Source organism: Streptomyces sp. NPDC055078, from assembly GCF_053607985.1.
The window spans coordinates 1-26,308 of record NZ_JBSGUP010000044.1 but is presented as its reverse complement, the minus strand read 5'-3'; the positions used below and the strand labels follow the sequence as shown (position 1 = coordinate 26,308).

Sequence of the window (26,308 nt, the reverse complement as noted above, 5' to 3'; positions counted from 1 at the left end):
GGCTTGAATGGTGACCCTCGTCCGCAGCGGCGAGGCCCCATACCGGCGCTTGCGAAGCGAGAACCCGAGCAAACCAGCCCCGCCGGCGCTTGAGGCGCGAGAACCCGAGCAATCCCAGCCCCGCCGGCGCTTGAGGCGCAAGTACCCGAGCAAACCCAGCCCCTCCGGCGATTGAGGAGCGGGTTCGGGGCAGCGCCCCGACAACGGCCCGCGCAAGGCAGGGTCCGCAGGCGCATGGGCAGCACGCCCGAGCCCCCCAAGCCCCCCGCAGGGGGCCCCGCGCGGAATGGGGATTCGCCTGGGAGACTGGAACCCATGGCCATCCATGAAAATCTCCTCGGGGGACCGCCCCCCACCCACCTCCCCGACGACCCCGAGCCGCGTGAACTGCTCGCCGCCGGGACGTCCCCGGCCGATGTGGCCGCGAAGTACCCGATGTCGAGCCTCGCCTGGGCGAGGCTCGCGGATGACGCCTTCGAGCGCGGCAGCGTCGTGGAGTCGTACGCGTATGCCCGCACGGGCTACCACCGCGGCCTCGACGCCCTGCGCCGCAGCGGCTGGAAGGGGCATGGCCCCGTGCCGTGGGAGCACGAGCCGAACCGCGGGTTCCTGAGGGCGCTGCACGCGCTCGCGCGGGCCGCGCAGGCGATCGGGGAGCAGGCGGAGTACGAGCGCTGCGCGACCTTCCTGCGGGACTCATCCGCGACCGCCGCGGACACCTTGGGCTGATCGAGTACGGATTCGACAGGTCCGCGTCCTCCCACGATCGAAGCCTAGAGGGGGGCGCGGACCTCTGTTTATGATGCCGTTGGGGACCGGGGCCCACACCACACAGGAAGGGGCGGACCGCTACCCGGACCGTCGAGGAGACAGCGATGTCACATGACGCGACCCCGAATCTCGATTTCGCGGGCACCACGCCGTATGAGGACTACGTCCAGGCGGACGTTCTGACCCATCTCCAGCACCCCCTCTCCGAAGACCCCGGCGAAATGGTCTTCCTGGTCACCACCCAGGTCATGGAGCTGTGGTTCACCGTCATCGTCCACGAGTGGGAGACCGCCGTCCGCGCGCTGGGCGAGGACGACATCCCCGGCGCGACAGACGCGCTGAAGCGGTCGGTGCGCGAGCTGGACGCCCTGAACGCCTCCTGGAAGCCGCTCGGGCAGCTCACGCCCGCGCAGTTCAACTCGTACCGCAGCGCCCTCGGCGAGGGCTCGGGTTTCCAGTCGGCGATGTACCGGCGGATGGAGTTCCTGCTCGGCGAGAAGGCCGCGTCGATGCTCGTACCGCACCGGGGCGCGCCCCGGGTGCACGCCGAGCTGGAGAAGGCGCTGCACCAGCCGGGCCTGTACGACGAGACCCTGCGGCTGCTCGCCCGGCGCGGATTCCCCGTACCGGAGGCCGTCCTCGACCGTGATCTCTCGCAGAAGTACGAGCCCAGTGAGGCCGTCGAGCGGATCTGGGCCGAGCTGTACGGGGACCCGGACCGGCACACCGAACTGGTACGCCTCGGCGAGGCGCTGACCGATGTCGGTGAGATGGTCTGGCGATGGCGCAACGACCATCTGGTGGCGACCCGCCGCGCGATGGGCTCGAAGACGGGTACCGGCGGTTCGGCGGGGGTGGCCTGGCTGGAGAAGCGGGCCGGCAAGAACGTGTTCCCCGAGCTGTGGACGGCGCGCAGTTATGTCTGATCACGCAGCAGCGCCTGAGCGCGCGGCCGGGTCCGAGACCCGCACACGGACCACAGAACCGGCTTCGGGACTCGCGGCGAAGGCCAAGACGCTCGACGCCGCCGATGAACTGGCCGCCGCGCGCGAGCTGTTCACCCTGGACGAGAGCGTCTATCTCGACGGGAACTCCCTCGGCGCCCTCCCCGCCCATGTCCCCGGCCGGGTCGCCGATGTCGTGGCCCGGCAGTGGGGTGAGCTGCGTATCCGCTCCTGGACCGAGGGCGACTGGTGGACCGCGCCGGAGCGGATCGGCGACCGGATCGCGCCTCTGGTGGGCGCGGCGCCGGGGCAGATCGTCGTCGGCGACTCCACCAGCGTCAATGTGTTCAAGGCGGTGGTGGCGGCGGCCCGGCTCCGCCCGGACCGTACGGAGATCGTGGTCGACGCGACCACCTTCCCCAGCGACGGATACATCGCCGAGTCCGCCGCGCGGCTGACCGGCCACCGGATCGTCCCCGTCGACCCCGGGGACCCTGGTGCCGTACCGGCGGCCCTGGGCCCGGCCACCGCCGTCGTCCTCCTCAACCATGTCGACTACCGCAGTGGCCGCCTCCACGATCTGCCCGCGCTGACGGCGGCTGTCCAGGACGCGGGCGCGGTCGCGGTCTGGGACCTCTGCCACAGCGCGGGCGCGCTGCCGGTGGGCCTGGACGCGCACCGGGTGGATCTCGCGATCGGCTGCACGTACAAGTATCTGAACGGCGGACCCGGTTCGCCCGCCTTCTTGTACGTCGCCGAGCGCCATCAGCCGGACTTCGACTCCCCGCTGCCCGGCTGGACCGGGCACCGCGACCCGTTCGCCATGACCAGGGACTTCGCTCCGGCGGACGGTGCCACCCGGGGGCGGGTAGGGACCCCGGACATTCTGTCCATGCTGGCACTGGAGGCGGCGCTCGACGTCTGGGACGGCGTCTCCATCGACTCCGTACGGGCGAAGAGCCTGGCGCTGACCGACTTCTTCCTGGAGTGCGTCGACGCGTACGCCCCCGGCGGTCTCGGGGCCCGGGTCACCTCGCTGACGCCCATCGCACATGCCTCGCGCGGCAGCCAGATCGCGCTGCGGTGCGCCGAGGCCCCCGCCGTGATGGAACGGCTCATCGCGCGGGGGATCGTGGGCGATCTGCGCAGGCCGGATGTGCTGCGGTTCGGCTTCACACCGCTGTACGTGGGCTTCGCCGACGCCGAGCGGGCCGCCGCCGCCCTGGCCGGGGTGCTGGCCGAGGTCCCCGCGACCTGACGCGGAAGACCGCGAGCTGACGCGGAAGAAGAACCTGGCCGGCGGGAGACTGATAGCGTCCCCGCTGGTCAGGTCATTTCCGCGGTCTCCCCCTCACGATCGCGGGCCAATCCGCGACTCCCTGGGAAGGTTGGAACCGTATGCCGGACCCCGTCGCCCGTGACACCGCCGAAACCGAGTCGGCTTTCTCGCATCCCGCCGTGGCTCCGGATGTGTCCCTCGCGTACGGCGAGCACCCCGATCAGATCATCGACTTCTACGCACCTCGGAGAGCCCATGCCACGGCGGATCAGGTCCCGCTCGTCGTCGTCCTGCACGGCGGGGCGTGGCGGGCGCCGTACGACCGGTGGCATCTGACCCCGTTCGCGGACTTCCTCGCCCGGCGCGGGCTCGCCGTCGCCAATGTCGAGTACCGGCGCGGCCGGGAGCTTCCGCAGCAGGGCGGGTCCGGGCCGGTCGCGGGCCGCTGGCCAGAGACCTTCGACGATGTCGCCGCCGCGCTGGACGCGCTGCCCCGCCTCGTCCGTACGGCCCTGCCCCGGGCCGACGTCCGGCGCACCGTCCTCACCGGTCACTCGGCGGGCGGGCAACTCGCCCTGTGGGCCGCCGCCCGGCATGTCCTGCCCACCGGCTCCCCCTGGCGGCTGCCCGCGCCGCCCCCGCTGCGGGGCGTGGTCGCCCTCGCCCCGATCGCGGATCTGACCCGGGCCGTCGAACTCGACGTGTGCGGTGGCGCGGTACTGCAACTCCTGGGCGGCGAGGACGATTTCAAGGACCGCGGCGCCCACGCCGACCCGGCCGCCCTGCTGCCCACCGGTATCGCCACCGCCATCGTCCAGGGCCGCGACGACATCACCGTCCCGCAGAGCGTCGCCGAGTCCTTCGTCGACGCCGCTGCGGCGGCCGGTGAGACCGTCGGCCTCACCCTCCTCGAAGCGGTCGGCCACTTCCCGCTCATCGACCCGGCGGCGGACGCGTGCGCGGTGGTGGCCGAGGAGATCGCCCAACTGGCGTGGTGAGCCGGGCCGGGGTGTGGTGCTCGCTGGCGCGCGGACCCGGTGGACCGTAGTGGGAAAGTGGCAGGTCAGACACATGAATGCCCCGTCCGGCGCTTCTTGGCCGAACGGGGCTGTTCGCTGTCTGTGCGTCTCTACGCGTCCGGTTTGAGTTCTTCGGGTGTGGCGGCGGGGTTGAGGTTCACTGCGTGGCGTGGGCAGGCGTAGAGGGTTACGGGGGGTCCGCTGGCGCGTTCGATGTGGCGGACGGGGAGGGGTGCGAGGGTCCAGCGGTGGCAGATGCAGCAGGTTGCGCCGGATTCTGCGGGTGGTTCGCTGGTGAGTGCGTCGCGGGTCATGCGGGTACCCCGACCCGTGCGACGTTCGCGCTGGCGAAGGGGAACGGAATGTCGTATCCCATGGTCGCCGCGACGGCCGATACGCAGCGCTGGCGCTGTCGGTCGGCGGCTTCTTTGGCGAGCAGCCATGGTCCGATGCGGTGTCCCCACAGGGTGGGGATGCTCCGGGCGAGGACGTGCGCGGGGATGGGGATCGCATGTCTGTTGGGCGGGTGTCTACGCTCTTGCCATGCCTGAGACCCCGAGCGACCCGTACCGCCCTCGCGCCCCGTACATGCGGGTGCGTGATGCGCTGATCGCGGCGATTGAGGCGGGGACATACGGGCCGGGCGACCGAATCCCCTCGGAATCCGAGCTGTGCGCCGCGCATGGTGTGGCTCCGATGACCGCTCGGCGAGCGGTGCGGGAACTACAAGCGCGCGGGTTGGTCTACACCGAGTGGGGCAAGGGCTCATTTGTGGTGGACCGGTCCACCGAGGGTGAGCATCAGGGCGACGCGTAGCGGCACCGTTCCCGACCCTGTGTCTGTATGAGCACATGTGCGAGGCTCATAGCCTGGTGACACCCTGTCATGCTTCGGAGTGGGGTCATCGTGGCCACGTACCTTGTCGGTTCCCGCGCAAGCAAGCTCGCCAAAGCACAGGTTCGCGAGTATCTGCGCCCCTTGCGTGCACGTTTCCCTGAGATCACCTTTACCCATCGTGTGATCTTGGAAGGGGGCGACAGAGACCGTAAGTCGGCCCTGTCCGCCGTATCCGCTGTCAGCGGAGGATCGGCGTTCAGCAGTGAGCAGGAAGCGGCACTGTCCCGGGGTGACGTTGACGCTGTGGTTCATTCGCTGAAAGACCTTCCTACGGCGAACCCTCGCGGACTGACTTTGCTGGCTCCGCCCGGACGCGAGGACGTGCGCGACGCTCTTTGCGGGTCCACGCTCGCGGGGCTCCGGAAGGGTGCCCGGGTCGGTACGGGGGCCCCTCGGCGGGTCGCCCAACTACTTGCGGTGCGCCCCGACCTGGACGTGGTGCCCATCCGGGGGAACGTCCCGCCCCGCCTTAAGAAGATCGAGACCATGGGGCTTGACGCCGTGGTCCTCGCGGTTGCGGGGCTCCGCCGGCTTGGGCTTGATGACGCGATTGGGGAAGTGCTGCCGCTCGACCTGTTCCCGCCGAGCCCCGGGCAAGGGGCACTCGGGATTCAGGTCCGGATGGATGAGGACTCGGCCCCGTTGCGCGCGATGCTGTCCACGGTCGGGGATGCGTCCGCTGACGCTGCGGTCCGTGCCGAGCGCGCCCTGCTCTCCGAGCTTCACGGCGGGTGTTCGGTGCCCGTGGGCGCGTACGCCGAGACTCTGCCGAGCGGGGAACTGTCCCTCGCGGGTCAGGTCACGTCGCTGGACGGACGCGTACGGGTCGCCGAGACGCTGACCGGTCCGGCTGCCGAGCCGGAAAAGCTCGGCGCCGCCCTGGCCGCACTGCTCATCGACCAGGGGGCGCATTCGATCCTTGACGGAGTACGCGCTGCCCTCGGGTCTAGTAGCGAAGGTAGGTCCGCTGCCATTCTGCGATCGACATGCCCATTGCTGCGTCTGCCAATGCCTGTGCCGACGAGGTCTTGAGCTTGGCGCGAGTGGACTCCACCCACTCCTGGGCTGCTGGGTAGCCCTGCTGAAGGTATTCCACACCCTGAATGGTGCACTCCAGCTTGTCTGCGTCATGAGCGACGAGGACTTCAAGGGAGTCGCTGGTCTCGTACTCGTGGATGAGTGCCTTGATGCCGCTGGCGACAGCCGGGTGGGCGTCGGCTACCTGGTCGGCGGTGACGATCTCGTTGTCGGCCGCGTCGATGTATCGGCGTCCGATCCATGGAATGTCGCCGACGCGGGTCTCTTGCGTGTCATGGAAGGTGCACAGTAGAGCGACCTTGGCCGGGTCGGCTCCCTCCATCATCGCGAGGACTGAACCGATAACGGCTGTGCGCCAGGAGTGTTCAGCGATCGTCTCCGGGTCTTTGACACCTGCGATCCACCAGCCGCTGCGTTTGCCGCGTTTGAGGGCACCCATTTCAATCAGGTAGCCCGCAGTTCCGTGGTCGTGGCTGGCGCTGCTGGTATCGGTCATCTCGGTCCCTCCGGACAGTCAGGTGTGCAGGTCAGACCGTAATGCACCGACTCCAGTTCACGCCTGGTCTGCTGCGAGATGGTGCCACCGTCCAACAGGGTTGTCACTCGACCGCGTAAATGCCCCGTCCGGCGCTTCTTGGCCGAACGGGGCTGTTCGCTGTCTGCCGGTGCGCTTATGCGTCCGGTTCAAGCTCTCGGGGGTCGGGGGCGGGGGTGAGGGTTTCGGCGTGTGTGGGGCAGGCGTAGAGGGTGACGGGGGGTCCGCTGGCGCGTTCGATGTGGCGTACGGGGAGGGGTGCGAGGGTCCGGCGGTGGCAGATGCAGCAGGTTGCGCCGGATTCTGCGGGTGGTTCGCTGGTGAGTGCGTCGCGTGTCATGCGGACACCGCCGTACGGACCTGGTGGACGCCCTCGGCGGCGTACGGGTAGTCATAGCCGCGCTCGGCCCACGCGGTGGCGAAGAACCGCTCCCGGCGCTCGGGGGTGAGCGCTTTCGTCTCTTCGGCCCGGAAGATCGCCCGGGCTTCTTCGGCGCTCGGTCCGGTCCACGGCAGGGACCAGGGGCTGACCGGCGCGGGTGCGGTGACCGGGGCGGGGTGTTCGGCGAGGTACCGGGCGCTGTGCCGTCCGGGGCGGGTACGCCGCGTCAACGGGAAGAGGTTCAGCACCCATACGAGGGCGCGGGCGATACGATCAAGCAACGTCGTTCAGCTCCTAGGAAAGCTGTTTCGGCGAGCCCCGAGGGACCGGCTAGGACCGGTTCCTCGGGGCGCTTTTTGTTTTGGATGACAGTAAACCGAACCTGCCCAACACATCTACCTCGCCTGACATGCCTGCCTGTCTAAGTCGCACGGCTGGGTTGGCTTGTCTACGCTTTCCGCATGTCTGAGACTCCGAGCGGCCCGTATGTCCCGCGCGCTCCGTATATGAAGGTCCGGGATGCGCTTGCGGCTGATATCGCGTCGGGCGTGTACGGACCGGGTGATCCGATTCCGTCGGAGTCCGAGCTGTGCGAGCGGTTCGGGGTTGCCCGGGAAACGGCGCGTCGGGCGGTGCGGGTGCTCCGGGACCGTGGGCTGATCTTCACGGAATGGGGCAAGGGTTCGTTCGTCGCTGAACCGAGTGAGGGCGACCGCCAGGCGGACGAGTAGCCCGTCTATCTGTGCTCGCACGGCACGTTCCGGGTGGTCTCATCTCTGAGAGTGGACCCGCCCGGAGGGCGAGTCTGTGGTTGTTCTGCGGGGGCTAGGCTCCGCTCATGGCTGAGCCCTTTGTGAGTCCCGATGCGGACCACCCCGCTTGCGGCATCTGCCCGTCGAAGCGGTTCCCGCGCTCGGGGTTCGTGGTCTATGACCGGCCGACCAGGGAGGCGCCGTTCAACCCTGCGGATGGGTACCGGTACACAGCGGATGGGACGCCCGCGTGTGTTCACCCGGACAAGGTGGGGCTTGAACCTGACAGGATCGCACCGCCCCCGGCTCCGATCGAGCCGGAAGCGGCAGACCCTGTACCGGTGCCTACGTGGCGACGCCTAGCGGGATGGCGACCTTTTTCCCGCGCTCAGTGACCCCGATTCCCGCGTAGACCTGATCAAGCACACGCCTGCGCCGTTCGGTCTCCGCTGCCCCGATCCAGAACCGTTCGTTGATCGGGCCGAACGCTTCCCGGTAGACCTGGTGCGTGTAGTCCCCGTGGTCCCACGTGCCGCCGCCGTCGCCGTCTTCCATGTCCGTCATGTGCACGAACTGGATTCCCTGTCGCTGCTGCATCCTGCACAGCAGCGTGAACTGGGCCATGAGGGCGTGAGACATCGTGTCCACTGGTACCGGTACGGGCAGCTCGGCAGCACGCTCATTCCCGTTGGTCAGCTCGAATACGGCCGACTTGAGCGCCATGGCCCGGATGGTCTCCTTGAACAGCTCCGGAGCGTCCCCGATGGCGTCATAGTCGACGACGATCGGGTACCCGTAGAAGTCATCCCAGTCGGACGAATACTTTGCGCACGTCGCCCACAACCGGCCGAACTCCGGATCGGTCTCGATGGCGTCGCGAATCTCGCGGGCCCGTACCGCCACCTCTTCAGGGGCGGGACGAGCAAGGGTGGTTGCGGTCACTGTCCACTCCTCTCTTGTTGGTCCGGGCCCGTTCGGTCCGGACCGTGCCCGTTCGGGACCGCCGCGGAACGGCAGCCGAACGGATGTCATGGGTATGAGCGGTCAGCTCGGGTCCGGTGCTCCGGGGCCCTGGTTTCTCATCTGTGCCCGTGCTTGTGCGTGCTGGCGTCGTTCGTCGTTGCTTGCTTCGCGCATGAGGGCGCGGCGTTCGGCGGCGGCCTGGTTGTCCTTCGGGGTGGTGTGTTGTCCGCCGGCTGCTCTGGTCGCGTCGGCGCGTACGGCCTGGACGGTGGGGGACTTGCGTCTGAACATGTGGCGCTCTTTCTCGGTGGTGTTCCGGGCCCGTGCGGGCCTGGGGGTGGTGCCCGCCCCTGCCGGTTGATTGCTTGGGGAAGCATCGTTGGCCGGCACGGCAGGGGCGGGGTTCAGGGGGTTGGCCGTGGGGTGGTTCGGGTGGCTGCGGCGGCGGTGCGGTCGCGTACGGGTATGTCCCAGGCGGTGAGCGTTGCTTTGAGCCAGGTGTGGGTGACGCCGTAGGTCTGGGCGAGGTTGTCGAGAGACGTGCCGCCGAGGTACGTGGCGGTGACGGTGGCCCGTTCGGTGAGGACGTGTTCGCGGGCGGCTTGTACTTCGGCGGGTGTGCGGCGGGGGGTGCGGTTCTCGCTGGTCCGGCGGGGGCGCTTGGGTGTGTCGGGGATGCTCGCGCGGACGGTGTCGGCGTGGGCGGTGTTCTCGTGGAGGGTGCGGGCGTCGCTGACGCGGATGAAGCCGTCGATGTCCCCGGCGGCTGAGCGGGTGCGCAGGGCGGTTTTCAGGGTGTGGCAGAGGTGGCAGGGGTGTGCGGGGCGTGGCCGGGTCAGTTCGGTGATCGCGGACATGGGTGCCTTTCGGGGAGGTTGGCCCCGGTCGCCCCTGCCGGGGAGGGCGGGGGTGACCGGGGCCGGGGACAGATGGGTTGTCTGCCCCCCTTCCTCGGGCCTGTGTGGGTCAGGGCCACGGCAGGTCCGAGGGGGTGCCGCTCTCGCGTGTTCCTCCGCAGCGTCAGGGGCGCTGCCACGCGGAGAGCGGGGGCAGGGGGGACCGGCCGACATACCGGAAGCGTCTGGTCGTCACCGTGCCGGGCCGCCTTGCCGGCTGCTGCGGGCGTTCACTTCAGTCAGGGCGGGCCGGAGTTGGTCCGTCACGGTCGCCGGGCGAACGTTCTCCCGCGAGGTGGTCCACTCGATCCCGCCGCGGGGAGGGCGGAGGGAGTAGGGGCCGTCCCCCGCGTCCGTGCCGGTGTCCATGAGCACCCCGAGGGTTCTCGTGCCGGTGTCGTACACCAGGTCACCAACCCGGAGTTGGGGCTTTTGACGTTCCGTCGCTACGTTCTTCCCGGACATGGCCGCTCCTCTCCGTAGTGCTTCCACTACCGGGGGCCATCAGAGTGGCCTAGAGTCGAAGTCTGCTCAACTGATGCCGGTTGATTGATTTGCTGGGAGTCAGATGGTGAATCGCAGGGAACTGGACCCCGAGAGCGGCCCCCAGGCAGAGTTTGGCGCGCGTCTACGCAGGTTGCGGGATGCTCGCGGCTGGACTCAGGAGGAACTGGGGGAACGCGTTGGATGCACCGGGTCGCATATTTCCGCCGTAGAAATTGGTCGTCGCCCACCAACTCGACGCTTTGCGGCGAGTGTTGACCGGACGTTTGGTACCGGAGGTCAGTTCGAACGTCAGAGTCTGGCCGTGCGACAGACGGCACTTCTGGAGGGGTACCCGGAGTACCTCACGCACGAGGCGAGAGCGGCAGAGATCAGGCTCTATGAGGTGGGAGTGATACCGGGCTTGCTCCAGACGCCGCAGTACGCATCGACCATCGAAGAGCAGGAGGTCTTGCGCGGGGCCGCTACGCCCGAACAAGCCAGTGAACGGGTAGCGCTCGTAGCTCATCGCCAAGCCGCACTCCGCCGCACACCCCCGCCCCTGGTGTTTGCAGTGCTGGACGAAAGCTGTCTCCGCCGTCCCGTAGGCGGACCCGTGGTTATGGGTGAACAGCTTGATCGGCTCGTTGAGTTCGCAGAACTTCCGAACACGGCGCTACAGGTGGCCCCGTTCACCATGGCGGAGCGCCGCCCCTACACTCTGCCGATCACGGTGCTGACCCTCCTGGACCGGTCGCTGATGTCCTATGCGCAGTCGTCCCACCGAGGGCACCTTGAGCGCGACGGCGGAACGGTAGTGCCAATACTCACCGCCTACCATCAGCTACAGGTAGGAGCGCTCTCACAGGAAGCTTCTGTTTCCATGATCGAACAGATCCGAAAGGGCACCAAGTGACCGTCGAATCGTTGAACCCCCGGTGGGTCAAGTCCACATACAGCGGCCAAGGTGGTCAGTGCGTAGAGGTTGCTGCCAACCTCGCGGTCTCGCACGGCATAGTCCCTGTCCGTGACTCCAAGTCCCCGAGCGGCCCCGTTCTCAACGTCCCCGCCCACGCGTTTTCGTCGTTCGTGACGGGCGTCAAGGCGGACGGGTTCAGCACCGTCTGACACCCACGCCTCATCACCATCGTGACGGGAGCCCCGCCGATTCCCATCCTCCGGAGTCGACGGGGCTCCCTCATGCCATCCCGCGAGCGTCACGGCCAGTAGGGCGCGTTCCCACGTGTGGGGCCCTTCGGGCCGGCCCCACCGGACCTGACGTGCAGAGAGCCGTTCCCCACTCAGCCCGTACCGGGCAGTTCACCCAGCACCGGACGAGTAGCTGCGCGAGCTGGTTCAGGTCGGCACGCGCTTCCCGCGCTGTCCCTCGGTCCTGCCGCTGGTCAGGGCCTACCATCAACTACAGGCCGAAGCGCTCTCACAAGCGGAATCCGTGGCAATGATCAAACAGCTACGAAAGGGCACCCCGTGACGACCGAATCCCCCCTGTGGTTCAAGTCCTCATTCAGCGAGAACGGCGGTCAGTGCGTGGAGGTCGCCGCCAACATGGCAGCCTCGCACGGCATAGTCCCTGTCCGTGACTCCAAGACCCCGTGCGGCCCGGTACTGAACCTTCCCGCCCACGCGTTCGCGTCCTTCGTGACGGGCGTCAAGGCGGACGGGTTCAACACCGTCTGATCCCCATCTCGATCCAGTTGGGCACCAGGGTCCGTTCTCAAACGCCGGACAGTGGGAGATGCTGGCCCGTTGCCGGTCACGCTGGTTGTCTCGTGGCTCCGCCACCACGACGGGGCCCCGGAGGCATCGCTTCCAGGGCCCTGAGGATCATCGCCGTGAGTGGTCCGGACTCATGATCCTGAACCGGGCCATGTTCTCCGCGTTCCCTTCGGTGGCCCACCGGTGGAAGCCGGCCTTCTCCAGCACCCGGAGCGAGGACGGGTTGGACAGTTCCACATCGGCGGACACGGTGTGGACCTCAGGTGCGGTGAGGGCGAACGCTGCCAGGGCCTGTGTGGCCTCGGGGGCATAGCCCCGGCCTCGGCGCGAGGCCACGATGCCGTATCCGATTTCCAGGACGCCCTCGCTGGGCGGCCAGAACAGGCCGATCGAGCCCACCACCAAGCCACTCTCGCGCTCGATGATCAGACGGTGGCCGTATGCGTCGAGCCAGGCGGGGTGCTGGTCGAAGAGGCCCGCGACGACGCGGTCGCCTTCAGCGGGAAAGTCGTCCGCCCAGTGAGTGGACCTGGTGTCGTCGAGGACCGCGGTGGCCTCGCTCGTGGTCCAGGGCCGCAGGATCAGGCGCTTGGTGATCACGTCGGTGTGGGCGGGTGAAGAAGAGGAAGGCACGTGTCTCTCCTGGTCGTTGGAACGACCCGGGCCGCGCTCTGCTATCGCGCGGGCCGGACGAGGGCATGCTGAAGACGGCCGGCGGCAGCCATATTCATCAACCTCCCTGTCCCGCTGATCACGCGTCTCTCGCGCTGGCGTGACGGTAACAACTGCTCCTCAGCCCGTGCGACTCATTTACGGGCCCCTGACCGAGGGCTTTCGCTCGCTGAAGGGCATATCTCTTGGATCGGGCAGCTCGTCGTTCTGGTCATGCTCAGCAGGGGGAATCTCACGGACGACGCGTAGGCGGTGCTGGAGCCACTGCTGCCCACGAGCAACAGCCGGTGCGGCCGGTGGCGGGGTCACGGCCAAGTGATCAACGGAATCATCCACCTCCCGTGATTTGCCTATAGGGTATAGGTAGGTACATACTTCGTGTAGGAAAATTGAGGGTAGGTGATGGTTATGGCTCGGGCAGGACTGAGCCCGGAGCGGCTCACGCTCGCCGGTGCGGAGCTTGCCGATGACGCCGGGTTCGAGCAGGTGACGCTGTCGGCGCTCGCCCGGCGCTTCGATGTGAAGGTCGCGAGTCTGTACTCGCATCTGCGCAACTCCCACGAACTCAAGACCCGGATCGCGCTGTTCGCGTTGGAGGAGCTCGCCGACCAGGTCGCCCACGCCGTGGCCGGACGCGCGGGCAAGGACGCCCTGAGGGCCTTCGCGAACGCCTACCGGGACTATGCCCGAGCGCACCCGGGCCGGTACGAAGCGGCCCGGTTCCGGCTCGACCCGCAGACGGCCGCGGCCAGCGCAGGTGTCCGGCACGCGCAGATGACACGGGCGATTCTGCGCGGCTACGACCTGGCGGAGCCGGACCAGACACACGCGGTCCGCATGCTGGGCAGCGTCTTCCACGGTTACGCCAGCCTGGAAGCGGCCGGCGGCTTCAGTCACACGGACGTCTCCTCACAGGATTCCTGGGCCTGGACCCTGGACTCCCTCGACGCCGCCCTGCGGAGTCGGGGCACCCCTCACCCAGAACCGAAGGCTTGAGGCAATGAGCACCGAACAGAAGTGGGTCACCACCCCCGTCACCGCCGATTTCCTGCGCGGACACCTTGAAGTGGAAGAGACCGCGCACGGTCTGCTGCCGCACCGGCTGCCCGCCTGGGCACGCCGCCAGATCCCGGACGACCGGCTGGCCGTGGCCGAGGCCCAGCCCTCCGGTGTCCGGCTGGCCTTCCGTACCCGCGCCACCGGCATCGAACTGGACACGCTGCCCACCAAGCGGGTCTACCTGGGCTTCCCGCCCCCGCCGGACGGCGTGTACGACCTGCTGGTCGACGGCCGGCTCACCGCCCAGGCCACCGTGGACGGCGGAAACCTCCGCACGATCACCGACATGCAGACCCAGGCCGCGGAGTTCACCGAGGGACCGGCGGGCACCGCCCGCTTCACCGGCCTCCCCGCGGGCGAGAAGGACATCGAGATCTGGCTTCCGCACGCGGAGATCACCGAGGTCATCGCCCTGCGCACCGACGCCCCCGTCGAGCCGGCCCCGGACAACGGACGCCGGGTGTGGCTGCACCACGGCAGTTCCATCAGCCACGGCTCGAACGCCGTCTTCCCGAGCGCCATCTGGCCCGCCCTGGCCGCGTCCGCGGGCGGCGTGGAACTGATCAACCTTGGATTCGGCGGCAGCGCACTGGTGGACCCCTTCACCGCGCGTGCGATGCGCGACACCCCCGCCGACCTGATCAGCGTCAAGCTCGGCATCAACGTCGTCAACAGCGACGCCATGCGCCTGCGAGCCTTCGCCCCCGCCATCCACGGCTTCCTCGACACCATCCGCGAGGGTCACCCGGCGACACCCCTGCTCGTCGTGTCGCCGGTCCTGTGCCCGACCCACGAGAACACCCCGGGCCCTCTCATGCCGGACCTCGAAAGCGGAACTCTCCGGTTCAAGGCGACCGGCGATCAGGCCGAGACCGCCGCCGGACGGCTGACGCTCACGATCATCCGCGACGTACTCGCCGGCATCGTCCAGCAGCGAGCCGTCGAGGACCCGAACCTCCACTACCTCGACGGACTCGACCTCTACGGCGAGAGCGACCACGCCGAGTTCCCGCTGCCCGACGCGATTCATCCCAGCCCCGAAGGACACCGCCGCATCGGCGAGAACTTCGCCAGGCTCGTGTTCGCGGACAACGGCCCCTTCACCACCAGGACCGGCTGACCCGTACAGCCCCGGCCGACGAGGAGACGGGCCGGGCGGGCACATGCCAGCCTGTCCGGCGTTTGAGGACGGACCCTGGGGCCCAGGACCCCGAAAAGTAACGTGCGCCCGCGCGTGAGGCACCTCCCCGCCCCAAGCCCCACTCGCGGACAGAAGCTGACCGCAACCCTTCGTACCGTAGCTCCATGACCTACCTCGTAGCCGGAGCCACCGGCACCGTCGGCCGACAGATCGTGCGCGAACTCCTCGCCCTCGGCCACCCCGTCCGCGCCCTCACCCGTGATCCCGCCACGGCGGACCTCCCCGCCGGAGCCGAGGCCGTACGCGGCCACCTGACCGATCCCGAGTCGCTCGCGGACGCGCTCAAGGGCGTGACCGGACTGCATCTGATCACCTTCGGCGGGCCGTACTTCACCCCGCTGGAGACCGGCCCCCGGATTCTGGAGCTGGCCCGCTCGGCCGGGGTGCGGCGGATCACCGTGCTCCACGGCGGCGGGCCGACCCCGGTGGAGGACGCCGTCCGGGCGGGCGACATCCCGTGGACCGTCGTCATGCCGGTGGAGTTCATGTCCAACGCCCTGGAGTGGGCGGACGGCATCCGCGCGAACGACGAGGTGCGGGTGCCGTTCGTGGACCAGCCCAGCGCCATGGTGCACGAGGCCGACATCGGCGCGGTCGCGGCGGTCGCCCTCAGCGAGGACGGTCACGGCGGCCGGGAGTACGTGGTCACCGGCCCCGAAGCGCTGACCGTACGGGACAAGACCCGCATTCTCGGCGCCGCCCGGGACCGCGAGATCCGGCTGGTCGAGCTGAGTGAGGAGGAGGCGCTCGCCCAGTGGCGGGCGGACGGGCAGTCGGAGGAGACGATCGGCTTCCTGCTGGAGATCTACCGCGAGACTCCGGAAGTCGGCCGCACCGTCGTCGACACCGTGGCGAAGGTCACGGGCCGCCCGGCCCGGCCCTTCGCCGAGTGGGCCGGGGAGCACGCGGCGGACTTCACAGCGCGGCCGTAGCCGCGCCCCGATGAGGGCATCGGCCCCGCCAGGACCGGGCGCACCGGCGGACGTCTTCCAGCCGAACCGTAGCCCTCCGTAGTCCTCAGGACGGACGCGAGTCCTCAGGACGGACGCGGCAGGATCGGCAGCGATGCTGACGACCGCGTCCGTCCGGCCCGCTTACCGTCTTCTGTGTGACCGAGAAGACCCGAAGCCCCGAATTCGACCTGGCCGCGGGGAGTCTGCGCGGCCTCCGCCAGGATCTCCTCAACGACGCCTTCGCCTACCGCCCCCTGCCCCAGAGGCGTACGGACGGCCGACTGGTCCGCCGTCTCCCCGAACGGATACGCCGGAACGCGGGCTGGCTCCCGCACGCGGTGGTGCTGTCCGGTGCGCTGTTGGTCGCGATGCTGTGGCTCACCTCGACCCCAGCCAGTACCACCCAGCTCATCGCGGCTCTGCTCGTCGCCGCCACCGTGGCGATGACGCTGATCAGACCGGTCGGGGCCTTCTGGATGTCCATGGTGGTCACGCCTTTTGTCTCCGTGGGCGGCAACCCCTGGGACGGGCCCTGGCAGCCGGCCTCCTTCGTCGCGCATCTGATGGTGATGACGGTCGTCGCGCTGCGGACCCGTCCGCGCACCGCCGCCTGGATGTGGCTGCTGACGGCCCTGTACGGGACGTTCTCCAGTGTCGTCCTGAACAACGGGTACGACGGCAACACCCCGTACATGCTCTTCCTCGCCGCCCTGCTGCTCCTGGGCGTGACCGTGATCCACGTACGCCGGGACGCCGAGGAGGAGGTCGCCGCCCAGCAGACCGTCACCGCCGTCGAACGCGACCGGCGCACCCTCCTGGAGGAGCGCACCACCATCGCGCGTGAGCTGCACGATGTGGTCGCGCACCATATGTCGGTCGTCGCGATCCAGGCCGAGGCCGCGCCCTACCGGGTGGAGAACCCGCCGCCGGAGCTGGAGAAGGCGTTCGTCACCATCCGGGAGAACGCGGTGGCCGCGCTGACCGAGCTGCGCCGCATCCTCGGCGTCGTACGGGCGGAGGACTACGAGGCCCCCGACGCGCCGCAGCCGGTCCTCGCGGACCTCGGCAGGCTCCTCGCCAACGTCCGCGAGGCGGGCCTGGACACCGAGCAGACCGTGACCGGCGCGGTGCGGGCCCTGCCGCAGGGCGTCGAGCTGTCGGCGTACCGGATCATCCAGGAGGCGCTGAGCAACGCGCTGCGGCACGCCCCGGGCTCGTCCGCCAGGGTCGAGTTGTCCTATGTGCTCGGCGGCCTCGGGCTGCGTATCGTGAACACCGCTCCCCAGGGCCTGGTGAAGGCGTCGCCGGGCGCCGGGCACGGGATCACGGGCATGCGGGAGCGGGTGGCCATGCTGGGTGGCGAGATGACCGCCGAGTCCACCGAGGACGGGGGTTACGAGGTGACCGCGTTCATCCCGGTCGCGGCGGCGACCGCCGAGTCCGCAGCCCCCGCCGCCCCCGCCGCCCCCGACGCATCGGACGCATCGGACGAGGAGAGCTCATGACCGGCGGCACCATCCGCGTACTGATCGTGGACGATCAGATGATGGTCCGGGAGGGCTTCTCGGTGCTGCTGAACGCGATGCCGGACATCGAGGTCGTCGGCGAGGCGGTGAACGGCCGCGAGGCGGTCGCGAAGGTCGCCGAGCTGGCGCCCGATGTGGTGCTGATGGACATCCGGATGCCGGAGCTGAACGGCATCGAGGCCACCCGCGAGATCGTCGCCGGGCACAGTGAGTCCAAGGTGCTCGTGCTGACCACCTTCGATCTGGACGAGTACGTGTACCAGGCGCTGCGCGCCGGGGCGTCCGGCTTTCTGCTCAAGGACGCCTCCGCCCGGCAGCTCGCCGACGGGGTGCGCGTGGTGGCGGCCGGGGAGGCCCTGCTCGCGCCGACCGTGACCCGGCGGCTGATCACGGAGTTCTCCAAGCTCACCCAGGGTCCGAAGGTGACCGCCCTCTCCCAGGTCGGGGAGCTGACCGAGCGCGAGACCGAGGTGCTGGTACTGATCGCGCAGGGCCTGTCGAACGCGGAGATCGCCACACATCTGGTCGTCGCGGAGTCCACCATCAAGACCCATGTGAGCCGGATCCTGGTGAAGCTGGGGCTGCGCGACCGTACGCAGGCGGCCGTCTTCGCGTACGAGGCGAGGCTGGTCACACCCGGCTAGCGACGACCGGGACCGGAGGGCTAGCGTCCGTCCATGAACGATACGGACGCCCTGTTCGCACCCTGGTCACCCTCCTTCGTCGCCGATCCGTACCCCGCGTACGACCGGCTGCGGGCCGGTGGCCGGGCGCACTGGTACGAGCCCACCGGGCAGTGGCTCGTACCGCACTACGCGGATGTCTCCGCGCTGCTGCGGGACCGCCGGCTCGGGCGCACCTATCTGCACCGCTTCACTCACGAGGTGTTCGGGCGCCGGCCGCCGCCCGCCGCGCATGAGCCGTTCCACACCCTCAACGGCCACGGCATCCTCGATCTGGAGGCCCCGGACCACACCCGTATCCGCCGACTGGTCACCAAGGCGTTCACGCCGAGGACGGTGGCCGGGCTGGAGCCGACCGTACGGCGGCTGGCCGCCGATCTGGTGGCCGGTCTCAGGAAGCGGGGCGGCGGCGATCTGCTCGCGGAGGTCGCCGAGCCGCTGCCGGTCGCGGTCATCGCCGAGATGCTGGGCATTCCCGGGGCGGACCGGGACCTGCTGCGGCCCTGGTCCGCCGATATCTGCGGCATGTTCGAGCTGAATCCGTCGGAGGAGACGGCCCGGAAGGCCGTACGGGCGTCGCTCGACTTCTCCGCGTACCTGCGGGAGCTGATCGCCGAACGCCGGGCGAACCCGGGCGAGGATCTGATCTCCGCGCTGATCGCCGCGTACGACGACGGCGCGACGCTCAGCGAACAGGAGATGGTCTCCACCTGTGTGCTCCTGCTGAACGCGGGCCACGAGGCGACCGTCAACACCACCGCCAACGGCTGGTGGACGCTCTTCCGCCACCCCGGCGCGCTCGCGGCGCTGCGGGCAGACCACTCGCTGCTGCCCACCGCCGTGGAGGAGCTGATGCGGTACGACACCCCGCTCCAGATGTTCGAGCGCTGGGTCCTCGACGACATCGAGATCGACGGCACGGTCATTCCGCGCGGCTCGGAGCTTGCCCTGCTCCTCGGCTCGGCCAACCGCGACCCGGCGCGTTTCGCGGCCCCGGGCACCCTTGACCTGGCCCGCGCGGACAACCCGCACATCAGCTTCGGCGCGGGCATCCACTTCTGTCTGGGCGCCCCGCTCGCCCGGCTGGAGCTGGCCGCCTCCTTCGGCGAGCTGCTGCGCCAGGCCCCGGCGATGAGACTCGCGACGGAGCCCCGGTGGCGGCCCGGGTATGTGATCCGGGGGCTGCGCGAACTGCTGGTGGAGCTGTAGGGGCGCCCGGACTCCGCTACGGATCCGGGCGCCGCCGGGCTGGTGCTGATCGCACCGGGCACGGCCGGGTGCGCCCCGGCTCGGCGCGGCCGTTGCCGGCGGCGCGCTTCAGCCGGTCTTCGCCGACTCGTCGAAGAACTCGACGATCCGGGGCAGGGCTTGCCCCACTGACTGGCTGTGGTCGTAGTCGCCGACATCGGTCAGCCGGTGTGCGGCGCCGTTCCTGGTCAACTGGTCGGCACAGTACGCCGAGTGACTGGACGCGACGTCCTTGTCGCCCTGGCCGTAGAAGATCTCCACCGGTACATCCGGCCGCCAGTCGCACGTGTTGTCCAACGGGCGCAGCTTTTCCTTCAGGACACCTTCGGGCTTGCGGATCTTGTCCAGGAAGTCCTCGGTGAACAGGTCCTTGGAGGCCGCCGGGAGTGCGCTGACGATCTGCTCGGTGGTGTGATGGCCGTCGAAGAGGCCCTCGACCCTGGTGTCGTAGGGGGAGCGGAAGGCGTCATCGGGTGACGCGTAAAGGCCGTACATCTTGTTCCAGGCGGTGACGAAGTAGGCGAGGTAGATGCCGGATTTGTCGATCTTGTCGTCGGCTGCGGCGGCCTCGAAGGCCGAGAGGTTGAAGGGGCCGCTGACCGGGGCGAGTGCCCCCGGCCGGAAGTAGCGGTCGCCCTTCTGCTGAAGCGCCCGGCCCACCATCATGGTCGCGGGGCCGCCCTGCGAGAACCCGCTGATCTGAACCTTCCGCTTCAGCTCCCGGCCGCTGCGGTGGGCGACGGACCGGGCCGCGCGCAGGCCGTCCACCGAGGCCGCGACGGTGGCCTGAGGGTCACCGTAGGGGTGGAAGCCTTCGCCCGAGCCGAGGCCCACGTAGTCGGGCGCCGAAACGGCCCGCCCGGTCGAGGCGAACAGCATGGCCGCGAGCCGGTCGTTCGACTGCGGATTCTCCGAGGCGACATCCTTGCGGTAGACGGTGGTGCCGTGCAGCCAGGAGACGGTGGACAGGTGGCGTGCCCTGTTCTTGGGCAGGACGACGAGCTGGCTCGCGGTCGTGGGGGCGCCCGCGCTGTCAGTGGTGCGGTAGGTGACCCGATAGGCGGTCACGCCGTAGCGGACCTGGGACGAGTCGATCTTTCCCTGGAGCTGCCCGGCCACTTCCTCCGCTGTGAGGTCGGCTGTTCGCTCGACGGAGACGACCGCCCCGCCTCGTGCCCGCTCGCTGGGGGAGCCGACCGCCGCCGAGGCCGGAGTGACCAGGGCGGACACACTGCCGAGGACCGCCGCACCAGCCAGAATCCGGATCTTTGTTCGCTGTGACGACTGAGATGACTGTGACGACTGCGATGACTGTGAAGGCATGGATGGATCATGCCCGCCGGCCGCCCTGCCGGGACATGGAGCGACCACCCGGGCCGCGGCGGGGGATAGCCCCCTTGGGGTCCGGTCCCGCACCCGCCCGCCAGGGCACCGCACGGCGCCCGGACACCGCTACAGGTCCGGGCGCCGGGTCCGGAGGGGGTGTGGTCCCTCAGGTCTGGGGGTCCCTTCTGACTGTCAGGTCTGGAGGTCCCTTCTGACTGTCAGGTCTGGAGGTCCCTTCTGCGCAGACCCGCGAGCCCCGCCGCCACCAGTGCCGCCGTCGCGAGCAGCAGGACCAGTGTCGGGGTCCACTCCATCGGCTGGCCCGGCAGCTTCGGCAGATGCCCGAACGGCGACAGGTTCATCACGCCGGCCGGCAGATCGAGCGCCGGGCCGATCCAGCCGATCGCCAGGCAGAGGCCGACCACGCCCCAGGCAGCGGGCGCGGCCTTGGGGAGGGCTCCGAAGACCAGCACCGTCAGACCGCCCAGCAGCCATACCGCCGGGATCTGGTTCAGGGCCGCGCCCATGATCGGGCCGAAGTCCTCGCCGTGGGCGATGGCCATACCGAGACCCGCGACGACGAGGATGGCCGCCGAACCGCCGAAGGCGATGACCAGATGGCCCGCCGCCCAGCGGAGGCGGCCGACCGCGTTCGCCAGGATCGGTTCGGCGCGCTGGCCGGTCTCCTCGCTGTGCAGCCGCAGCACCGAGCCGGCCGCGTACAACGCCGCCACCAGGCCGAAGATCCCGATCATCGCGGCCAGGAACGCGTCCGTCATACCGGACTGGCCGCCCAGGCGCTCGAAGATCTCCCGGGCGCCGTCGTTGTCGCCGAGCAGATCGGACGCGCCGGACGCCATCCCGCCGAAGGCGAGTCCGCCGATGAGGAACCCGGCCGCCCAGCCGGCCGCCGAGCCGCGCTGGAGCCGCCAGGCGAGACCCGCTGCGGTGGCGAGAGCGCCGTCGGCCGGTCCCGGCCGGGTCGGCAGGAAGCTCATCCCCACATCGCGCCGCCCGGCCAGGACGTAGGCCACCGCGCCCTGGGCGAGGACGACGACGGCGAGCAGCGCCAGGATCCACCAGCGTTCATCGGCGTACGGGCGGATGTTCTGCGCCCAGCCGAGCGGCGAGAGCCAGGTCAGCGCGGCACTGCCGTCGGTACGGGAGGAGTCGCCCGCCGCCCGCAGCGCGTAGGCGGCGCCCAGCGCGGCGGCCGTCATGCCCTTCGCCAGCCGGGCGCTCTCGGTGAGCTGGGCCGAGATGGCCGCCAGACCGGCGAAGAGCATGCCGACCAGCCCGATCGCCGCACCGAGCGCGAACGCCCCGGTGGCGGAGCCGGTCGGCCCGGTGAGCCCGGCGGTGATGATCAGGGTGATGGCCGTATTGGCGACGAGAGCGGCCAGCAGCGCGGCGGTCAGCGGCGCGCGCCGCCCGACCATCGCCGACGAGAGCATCTCCTGCCGCCCGGTCTCCTCTTCCTCCCGGGTGTGCCGGACGACGATCAGCAGGCTCATCACGGCGGCCGTCAGCGCGGCGAACACACCGAAGCGCCAGGACACGAGCGCGCCGAGCGAGTCGTCGAAGACCGGCCCGAGCATGGCGCGCAGCGAGCTGTTGGTGGTCAGCGACGCGATGAGATCGGCGCGCTTGGCGTCGGTGTCGTAGAGCGAGTCGACCGTCCCGGCGCCACTGACGACGACCAGTGAGAGGACGAGCGCCCACGCCGGCAGCATGATCCGGTCGCGGCGCAGGGCGAGCCTCAGCAGCGCGCCCGTGCCCGCGAGGGGCCTGGAGCCGCCCTCGGCGGGCGCGACGCGGGCGGTCTCGGCCAGGGCGGTCATCGGGACACCGCCGCCGCGTCTGCCGTGCCTGCTGTGCCTGCCGTGCCTGCTGTGTCCGTCGCGTAGTGCCGTAGGAACAGCTCCTCAAGGGTGGGCGGAGTGCTGGTCAGCGACCGTACGCCCGACTCGCTCAGCGACCGCAGCACCGCGTCGAGCCGGTCGGTGTCGACCTGGAGCTTGACCCGGTTGCCCTGGATGTCGAGATCGTGGACGCCGGGGAGCCGGGTGAGCCCGTTGGGCGGGGTGGCCAGTTCGGCGGTGACGCTCGTACGGGTCAGATGGCGCAGCTCGGCGAGCGAGCCGGTCTCCACGGTCTGTCCCTTGCGGATGATGCTGACCCGGTCGCAGAGGGTCTCCACCTCGCTGAGGATGTGCGAGGAGAGCAGCACGGTCCGCCCGCGCGCCCGCTCGGCCTCCACACAGCTCTGGAAGACCTCCTCCATCAGCGGGTCGAGCCCGGAGGTCGGCTCATCCAGGATGAGGACCTCCACATCGGACGCGAAGGCGGCGACCAGGGCGACCTTCTGACGGTTGCCCTTGGAGTAGGTCCGCCCCTTCTTCGTGGGGTCGAGTTCGAAGCGCTCGATCAGCTCAGCCCGCCGCGCCTTGTCGAGGCCGCCGCGCAGCCGCCCGTAGAGATCGATCACCTCGCCGCCCGACAGATTGCGCCAGAGGGTCACATCGCCGGGTACGTACGCGAGCCGGCGGTGCAGTTCGACGGCGTCGTGCCACGGGTCCCGCCCCAGTAGCTGGGCCGCGCCCGCGTCGGCGCGCAGCAGCCCGAGCAGTACCCGGATGGTGGTGGACTTCCCCGAGCCGTTGGGGCCGAGGAAGCCGTGCACCTCACCGGTCTCGACGGCGAGGTCGAGGCCGTCCAGCGCGTGCGTGCGCCCGAAGGACTTGTGGAGTCCGGAGACGCTAATTGCCTTCGTCATGATTCAGAACTTACGCGTACTTCACAAATTTGTGAAGTTAAGGAAGCGTATAAACTTGGGTGGGGCGGATGACCTGGGGAGAGGATCGAAGCATGACTCAGCAGTCGGCGGAGCAACCGGACGAGTCCGTGGTGTCCGCGTTCGTGGAGCGCTTCGCCGCGCAACTGGTCGAGGCGGGCATGGCCCGGATGCCCGCCCGGGTCTTCGCCGCGCTCCTCGCCTCCGACTCAGGTGTCATGACGGCCGCGGAGCTGGGCGAACGGCTGAGAGTCAGCCCCGCCGCGGTGTCCGGCGCCGTCCGCTATCTCGCCCAGGTCGGCATGCTCTCCCGCGAGCGGGAACCGGGCTCCCGCCGGGAGCGCTACCGCGTCCACACCGACCAGTGGTACGAGGCGCTGGGCAGCCGCGACCGGATCATCAAGAGCTGGGAGGACACCATGCGCGACGGGGTGACCCGCCTCGGCCCTGACTCCCCGGCGGGGCGGCGGCTGGTCGAGACCCTGGCGTTCTTCGAGTTCGTCGGCAAGGAACTTCCGATACTTCTCGACCGCTGGCGCGAGCACCGCGAGGCGGTCTTCGGGGACGAGGGCCGGGGGTAACCTCCGCGCTTGCTCCTGCTCCTGCCCCTGCTCCTGCCCCGTTCCCGTTCCCGTTGCTGGTGGGCCGGGGCCGGGCGCGTAACCCCTCGCGGGCAGCGAACCACCCATGCGAAGGCGCTCCGGGGCAGCGGGATCTGGACCGGTTACGGCACCCGGGGGCAGGGGGTTCTGGACCGGTGACGGCGCCCGGGGCGGCGGGCCGCACCGGTCACGGCACCCGCGCCGGCGGGCCGCACCCCGTCCGCACCAGTACGGGCGCCAGAGCCGCAGGTCACACCAGTACGGGCGCCAGAGCGTCAGGTCACACCGGGGACGGCAGGGTCAGGCCCCAGGCCCCGACGCGCAGGGTCCAGGTCCTGGTCCGGACCGGGCCCGTCACCACCGTGTCCGCCCGGTACCGGAAGTCCGCGCCGGACACGGTCACCGTCAGGGCCTTGGCGGTCAGCGGCTCCGCCGCGCCGCCCGGCCGGACGGTCACCTCCGCCCGGCCCGCGTCGCCCGTGCACACAATGACGCCTTCCACCTCGCGGTCGAGGTCGGAGAGCAGGACGCCGTCCGCCTCGACCCGCAGCCGGTGCGGCCGGACGATCGGCGGCGGCAGGGGCCGCACCAGATTGCGGACGAGGGAGCGGCAGGCGCCCCATACGGAGCCCGCCCCGGCCCCCGGGGCTGACACGGGAATCGAGAGATCCCCCACCACCACCCCGTCGCTCTCGTCCACGAGCAGATCCAGCCGCCGTACGACCCCGTCCAGCACCGCCCGCGCCGCCGCGACCGACCCCCTGGGCACCCCCAGCGAGTGCGCGAGATCCACCGCCGTACCGACCGGGACGAGGGCCAGCGCGCCGTCGCCCAGCCACCGGTCCCGGTGCAGCAGCGACACGGCCCGCAGCAGCGCCCGGTCGTCACCGATCACCACGGGCCGCCGGGAACCCCTGCGGGCCAGCGCCCGCGCGAAATCCTCCGGCCCCTCCGGAAGACAGATTTTCGCCTCCGACCCGCCGCACAGAACATCCTTCGCGATCCGAACGGACTCGCCGTCACTTCGGCGGGCGACCGGGTCGATGACCACCAGCAGCTGGTCGGGAGCCGACACCTCGGTCCTTCCTCGGGTAGCATCTTTGTGCAAGAGCCCCTTGCGCTATTGCGCCAGGGGCTTCGTCTATATCCGGGGCAACCGGTCCGCGGACTCAGGCAAGGCTCACGCCCCCTGACCTTGGACATGCCCCGCCCGGAAGGGGTGTACGCCTGTGCCCGCACTTGTGCTGCTCGGTGCTCAGTGGGGTGACGAGGGCAAGGGAAAGGCCACCGACCTGCTCGGTGGATCAGTGGACTATGTGGTGCGCTACCAGGGCGGCAACAACGCCGGCCACACCGTCGTCGTAGGCGACCAGAAGTATGCGCTCCACCTCCTCCCTTCCGGGATTCTCTCACCGGGGTGCACCCCGGTCATCGGAAACGGGGTTGTGGTCGACCCCGCCGTCCTGCTCTCCGAGCTGAGCGGGCTGAACGACCGCGGCGTGGATACGTCCAAGCTGCTGATCAGCGGTAACGCTCATCTCATCACCCCGTACAACGTCACCCTCGACAAGGTGACGGAACGGTTCCTCGGGAAGCGCAGGATCGGCACGACCGGCCGCGGCATCGGCCCGACGTACGCCGACAAGATCAACCGGGTCGGCATCCGGGTCCAGGACCTCTACGACGAGTCGATCCTGGAACAGAAGGTCGAGGCGGCGCTGGAGTCCAAGAACCAGCTTCTCGCCAAGGTCTTCAACCGCCGCGCGATCGAGGCGGGCCGGATCGTCGACGAACTGCTCCAGTACGCGGAGCAGCTCCGTCCGTATGTCTCCGACACCACCTATGTCCTGAACAAGGCGATCGACGACGGCAAGGTCGTCCTCTTCGAGGGCGGCCAGGGCACCCTGCTGGACGTCGACCACGGCACGTACCCCTTCGTCACCTCATCGAACCCGACCGCCGGCGGCGCCTGCACGGGCGCGGGCGTCGGTCCTACGAAGATCACCCGGGTCATCGGCATCCTCAAGGCGTACACGACCCGCGTCGGCGCCGGCCCGTTCCCCACCGAGCTGTTCGACGAGGACGGCGAGGCGCTGCGCCGTATCGGCGGCGAGCGGGGCGTCACCACCGGCCGCGACCGCCGCTGCGGCTGGTTCGACGCGGTCATCGCCCGGTACGCGACCCGGGTCAACGGTCTGACGGACTTCTTCCTCACCAAGCTGGACGTCCTGACCGGCTGGGAGCAGATCCCGGTCTGTGTCGCGTACGAGATCGACGGCAGGCGCGTCGAGGAGCTGCCGTACTCGCAGACCGACTTCCACCACGCGAAGCCGGTCTACGAGATGTTGCCCGGCTGGTCCGAGGACATCACCCAGGCGAAGTCGTTCTCGGATCTGCCGAAGAATGCGCAGGGGTATGTGAAGGCGCTGGAGGAGATGTCCGGTGCGCCGATCTCCGCGATCGGGGTCGGCCCCGGCCGTACGGAGACGATCGAGATCAACTCCTTCCTGTAGCCGCGGCCGTGTGGTGTGCCCGGCCGGGGGTCGTC

At 69.7% G+C, this 26,308-nt stretch carries 29 protein-coding genes and 1 pseudogene; 19 read left to right on the top strand and 11 right to left on the bottom strand.

Features of this window, described 5'->3' with window-relative positions:
* Nucleotides 1–315 precede the first annotated feature (315 nt).
* From ACWF94_RS06645 to hemC, 6 genes are all read left to right on the top strand, one after another.
* A complete protein-coding gene (locus tag ACWF94_RS06645) occupies nucleotides 316–729 on the top strand; it encodes a DUF3151 domain-containing protein (RefSeq protein ID WP_453485339.1) in 414 nt (137 codons plus the stop codon).
* A gap of 146 nt (nucleotides 730–875) precedes the next feature.
* Nucleotides 876–1,697 (top strand): tryptophan 2,3-dioxygenase family protein, encoded by an 822-nt coding sequence (locus ACWF94_RS06640; protein WP_453485337.1) that lies wholly within the window; start codon nucleotides 876–878, stop codon nucleotides 1,695–1,697.
* Entirely contained in the window at nucleotides 1,690–2,973 is a 1,284-nt protein-coding gene (gene kynU, locus ACWF94_RS06635) for a kynureninase (RefSeq protein WP_453485335.1), read from the top strand. The genes ACWF94_RS06640 and kynU overlap by 8 nt, the downstream gene beginning before the upstream one ends.
* Before the next feature lie 140 nt (nucleotides 2,974–3,113).
* A complete protein-coding gene (locus ACWF94_RS06630) occupies nucleotides 3,114–3,992 on the top strand; it encodes an alpha/beta hydrolase family protein (RefSeq protein ID WP_453485333.1) in 879 nt (292 codons plus the stop codon).
* A 564-nt stretch (nucleotides 3,993–4,556) separates the two neighbouring features.
* Nucleotides 4,557–4,829: a GntR family transcriptional regulator gene (locus tag ACWF94_RS06625; RefSeq protein WP_453485331.1), complete on the top strand. Its 273-nt coding sequence runs from the start codon at nucleotides 4,557–4,559 to the stop codon at nucleotides 4,827–4,829.
* Nucleotides 4,830–4,919: 90 nt separating this feature from the next.
* A complete protein-coding gene (gene hemC / locus ACWF94_RS06620) occupies nucleotides 4,920–5,942 on the top strand; it encodes a hydroxymethylbilane synthase (RefSeq protein ID WP_453485329.1) in 1,023 nt (340 codons plus the stop codon).
* On the opposite strand, the gene ACWF94_RS06615 is transcribed toward hemC, so the two are convergent.
* Together ACWF94_RS06615 and ACWF94_RS06610 are read right to left on the bottom strand one after the other, a co-directional pair.
* Nucleotides 5,857–6,444, bottom strand: coding sequence for an HD domain-containing protein (locus ACWF94_RS06615; protein ID WP_453485327.1), 588 nt, complete (start codon nucleotides 6,442–6,444; stop codon nucleotides 5,857–5,859). The two genes, hemC and ACWF94_RS06615, sit on opposite strands and share 86 nt — an antisense overlap.
* 375 nt (nucleotides 6,445–6,819) lie before the next feature.
* Nucleotides 6,820–7,146, bottom strand: coding sequence for a hypothetical protein (locus ACWF94_RS06610; RefSeq protein WP_453485325.1), 327 nt, complete (start codon nucleotides 7,144–7,146; stop codon nucleotides 6,820–6,822).
* Between the two features lie 180 nt (nucleotides 7,147–7,326).
* Between ACWF94_RS06610 and ACWF94_RS06605 the strand changes: the two genes are divergently transcribed.
* Nucleotides 7,327–7,596 carry a GntR family transcriptional regulator gene (locus tag ACWF94_RS06605; protein WP_453485323.1) on the top strand — a complete coding sequence of 90 codons (270 nt, stop codon included), beginning with the start codon at nucleotides 7,327–7,329 and terminating at the stop codon, nucleotides 7,594–7,596.
* Nucleotides 7,597–7,962: 366 nt separating this feature from the next.
* Here ACWF94_RS06605 and ACWF94_RS06600 read toward each other — a convergent pair whose 3' ends face one another.
* The 4 genes from ACWF94_RS06600 to ACWF94_RS06585 form a co-directional block, all read right to left on the bottom strand.
* Nucleotides 7,963–8,559, bottom strand: a complete 597-nt coding sequence (locus tag ACWF94_RS06600; protein ID WP_453485321.1) for a hypothetical protein — start codon at nucleotides 8,557–8,559, stop codon at nucleotides 7,963–7,965.
* 102 nt (nucleotides 8,560–8,661) lie between these two features.
* Complete coding sequence (locus tag ACWF94_RS06595; RefSeq protein WP_453485319.1) at nucleotides 8,662–8,871, bottom strand: hypothetical protein; 210 nt, start codon at nucleotides 8,869–8,871, stop codon at nucleotides 8,662–8,664.
* A gap of 113 nt (nucleotides 8,872–8,984) precedes the next feature.
* Entirely contained in the window at nucleotides 8,985–9,437 is a 453-nt protein-coding gene (locus tag ACWF94_RS06590; protein ID WP_453485317.1) for a hypothetical protein, read from the bottom strand.
* Between the two features lie 231 nt (nucleotides 9,438–9,668).
* Nucleotides 9,669–9,941, bottom strand: a complete 273-nt coding sequence (locus ACWF94_RS06585; protein ID WP_453485315.1) for a hypothetical protein — start codon at nucleotides 9,939–9,941, stop codon at nucleotides 9,669–9,671.
* A 103-nt stretch (nucleotides 9,942–10,044) separates the two neighbouring features.
* Here ACWF94_RS06585 and ACWF94_RS06580 point away from each other — a divergent pair, with 103 nt between their 5' ends.
* From ACWF94_RS06580 to ACWF94_RS06565, 4 genes and pseudogenes are all read left to right on the top strand, one after another.
* Nucleotides 10,045–10,875 carry a helix-turn-helix domain-containing protein gene (locus ACWF94_RS06580; RefSeq protein ID WP_453485313.1) on the top strand — a complete coding sequence of 277 codons (831 nt, stop codon included), beginning with the start codon at nucleotides 10,045–10,047 and terminating at the stop codon, nucleotides 10,873–10,875.
* A complete protein-coding gene (locus tag ACWF94_RS06575; RefSeq protein ID WP_453485311.1) occupies nucleotides 10,872–11,087 on the top strand; it encodes a DUF397 domain-containing protein in 216 nt (71 codons plus the stop codon). Before ACWF94_RS06580 ends, ACWF94_RS06575 begins: the two co-directional genes overlap by 4 nt.
* A 259-nt stretch (nucleotides 11,088–11,346) precedes the next feature.
* Nucleotides 11,347–11,451: pseudogene (locus ACWF94_RS06570) on the top strand (transcriptional regulator); the annotation flags it as partial.
* Nucleotides 11,448–11,657, top strand: a complete 210-nt coding sequence (locus tag ACWF94_RS06565; RefSeq protein WP_453485309.1) for a DUF397 domain-containing protein — start codon at nucleotides 11,448–11,450, stop codon at nucleotides 11,655–11,657. The pseudogene ACWF94_RS06570 and the gene ACWF94_RS06565, both read left to right, overlap by 4 nt.
* 147 nt (nucleotides 11,658–11,804) lie before the next feature.
* Here the strand turns inward: ACWF94_RS06565 and ACWF94_RS06560 are convergent, their stop codons facing one another.
* Nucleotides 11,805–12,329, bottom strand: a complete 525-nt coding sequence (locus ACWF94_RS06560; protein ID WP_453485307.1) for a GNAT family N-acetyltransferase — start codon at nucleotides 12,327–12,329, stop codon at nucleotides 11,805–11,807.
* Nucleotides 12,330–12,776: 447 nt separating this feature from the next.
* Here ACWF94_RS06560 and ACWF94_RS06555 point away from each other — a divergent pair, with 447 nt between their 5' ends.
* The 6 genes from ACWF94_RS06555 (at nucleotide 12,777) to ACWF94_RS06530 (ending at nucleotide 18,999) form a co-directional block, all read left to right on the top strand.
* Nucleotides 12,777–13,364 (top strand): TetR/AcrR family transcriptional regulator, encoded by a 588-nt coding sequence (locus tag ACWF94_RS06555; protein WP_453485305.1) that lies wholly within the window; start codon nucleotides 12,777–12,779, stop codon nucleotides 13,362–13,364.
* A gap of 4 nt (nucleotides 13,365–13,368) precedes the next feature.
* Complete coding sequence (locus ACWF94_RS06550) at nucleotides 13,369–14,547, top strand: GDSL-type esterase/lipase family protein (protein ID WP_453485303.1); 1,179 nt, start codon at nucleotides 13,369–13,371, stop codon at nucleotides 14,545–14,547.
* 185 nt (nucleotides 14,548–14,732) lie between these two features.
* The gene (locus ACWF94_RS06545) at nucleotides 14,733–15,560 is read left to right on the top strand and encodes an NmrA family NAD(P)-binding protein (protein ID WP_453485301.1); all 828 of its coding nucleotides are present in this window, start codon (nucleotides 14,733–14,735) and stop codon (nucleotides 15,558–15,560) included.
* A gap of 176 nt (nucleotides 15,561–15,736) precedes the next feature.
* Nucleotides 15,737–17,086: a sensor histidine kinase gene (locus ACWF94_RS06540; RefSeq protein WP_453485299.1), complete on the top strand. Its 1,350-nt coding sequence runs from the start codon at nucleotides 15,737–15,739 to the stop codon at nucleotides 17,084–17,086.
* The gene (locus ACWF94_RS06535) at nucleotides 17,083–17,751 is read left to right on the top strand and encodes a response regulator (protein ID WP_453485297.1); all 669 of its coding nucleotides are present in this window, start codon (nucleotides 17,083–17,085) and stop codon (nucleotides 17,749–17,751) included. The genes ACWF94_RS06540 and ACWF94_RS06535 overlap by 4 nt, the downstream gene beginning before the upstream one ends.
* A gap of 33 nt (nucleotides 17,752–17,784) precedes the next feature.
* Nucleotides 17,785–18,999, top strand: a complete 1,215-nt coding sequence (locus tag ACWF94_RS06530; protein WP_453485295.1) for a cytochrome P450 — start codon at nucleotides 17,785–17,787, stop codon at nucleotides 18,997–18,999.
* A 108-nt stretch (nucleotides 19,000–19,107) separates the two neighbouring features.
* On the opposite strand, the gene ACWF94_RS06525 is transcribed toward ACWF94_RS06530, so the two are convergent.
* The 3 genes from ACWF94_RS06525 to ACWF94_RS06515 form a co-directional block, all read right to left on the bottom strand.
* Nucleotides 19,108–20,361, bottom strand: a complete 1,254-nt coding sequence (locus ACWF94_RS06525; protein ID WP_453485293.1) for a lipase family protein — start codon at nucleotides 20,359–20,361, stop codon at nucleotides 19,108–19,110.
* A 221-nt stretch (nucleotides 20,362–20,582) separates the two neighbouring features.
* Nucleotides 20,583–22,205, bottom strand: a complete 1,623-nt coding sequence (locus ACWF94_RS06520) for an ABC transporter permease (protein WP_453485291.1) — start codon at nucleotides 22,203–22,205, stop codon at nucleotides 20,583–20,585.
* On the bottom strand, nucleotides 22,202–23,140 hold the full coding sequence (locus tag ACWF94_RS06515; protein WP_453485289.1) for an ABC transporter ATP-binding protein: 939 nt from the start codon (nucleotides 23,138–23,140) through the stop codon (nucleotides 22,202–22,204). The genes ACWF94_RS06520 and ACWF94_RS06515 overlap by 4 nt, the downstream gene beginning before the upstream one ends.
* A 92-nt stretch (nucleotides 23,141–23,232) precedes the next feature.
* Here ACWF94_RS06515 and ACWF94_RS06510 point away from each other — a divergent pair, with 92 nt between their 5' ends.
* Nucleotides 23,233–23,739, top strand: a complete 507-nt coding sequence (locus ACWF94_RS06510) for a GbsR/MarR family transcriptional regulator (RefSeq protein WP_453485287.1) — start codon at nucleotides 23,233–23,235, stop codon at nucleotides 23,737–23,739.
* Nucleotides 23,740–24,040: 301 nt separating this feature from the next.
* Here the strand turns inward: ACWF94_RS06510 and ACWF94_RS06505 are convergent, their stop codons facing one another.
* On the bottom strand, nucleotides 24,041–24,835 hold the full coding sequence (locus ACWF94_RS06505) for a diacylglycerol kinase family protein (RefSeq protein WP_453485285.1): 795 nt from the start codon (nucleotides 24,833–24,835) through the stop codon (nucleotides 24,041–24,043).
* Between the two features lie 154 nt (nucleotides 24,836–24,989).
* Between ACWF94_RS06505 and ACWF94_RS06500 the strand changes: the two genes are divergently transcribed.
* Nucleotides 24,990–26,273, top strand: a complete 1,284-nt coding sequence (locus tag ACWF94_RS06500; RefSeq protein ID WP_453485283.1) for an adenylosuccinate synthase — start codon at nucleotides 24,990–24,992, stop codon at nucleotides 26,271–26,273.
* Nucleotides 26,274–26,308 lie beyond the last annotated feature (35 nt).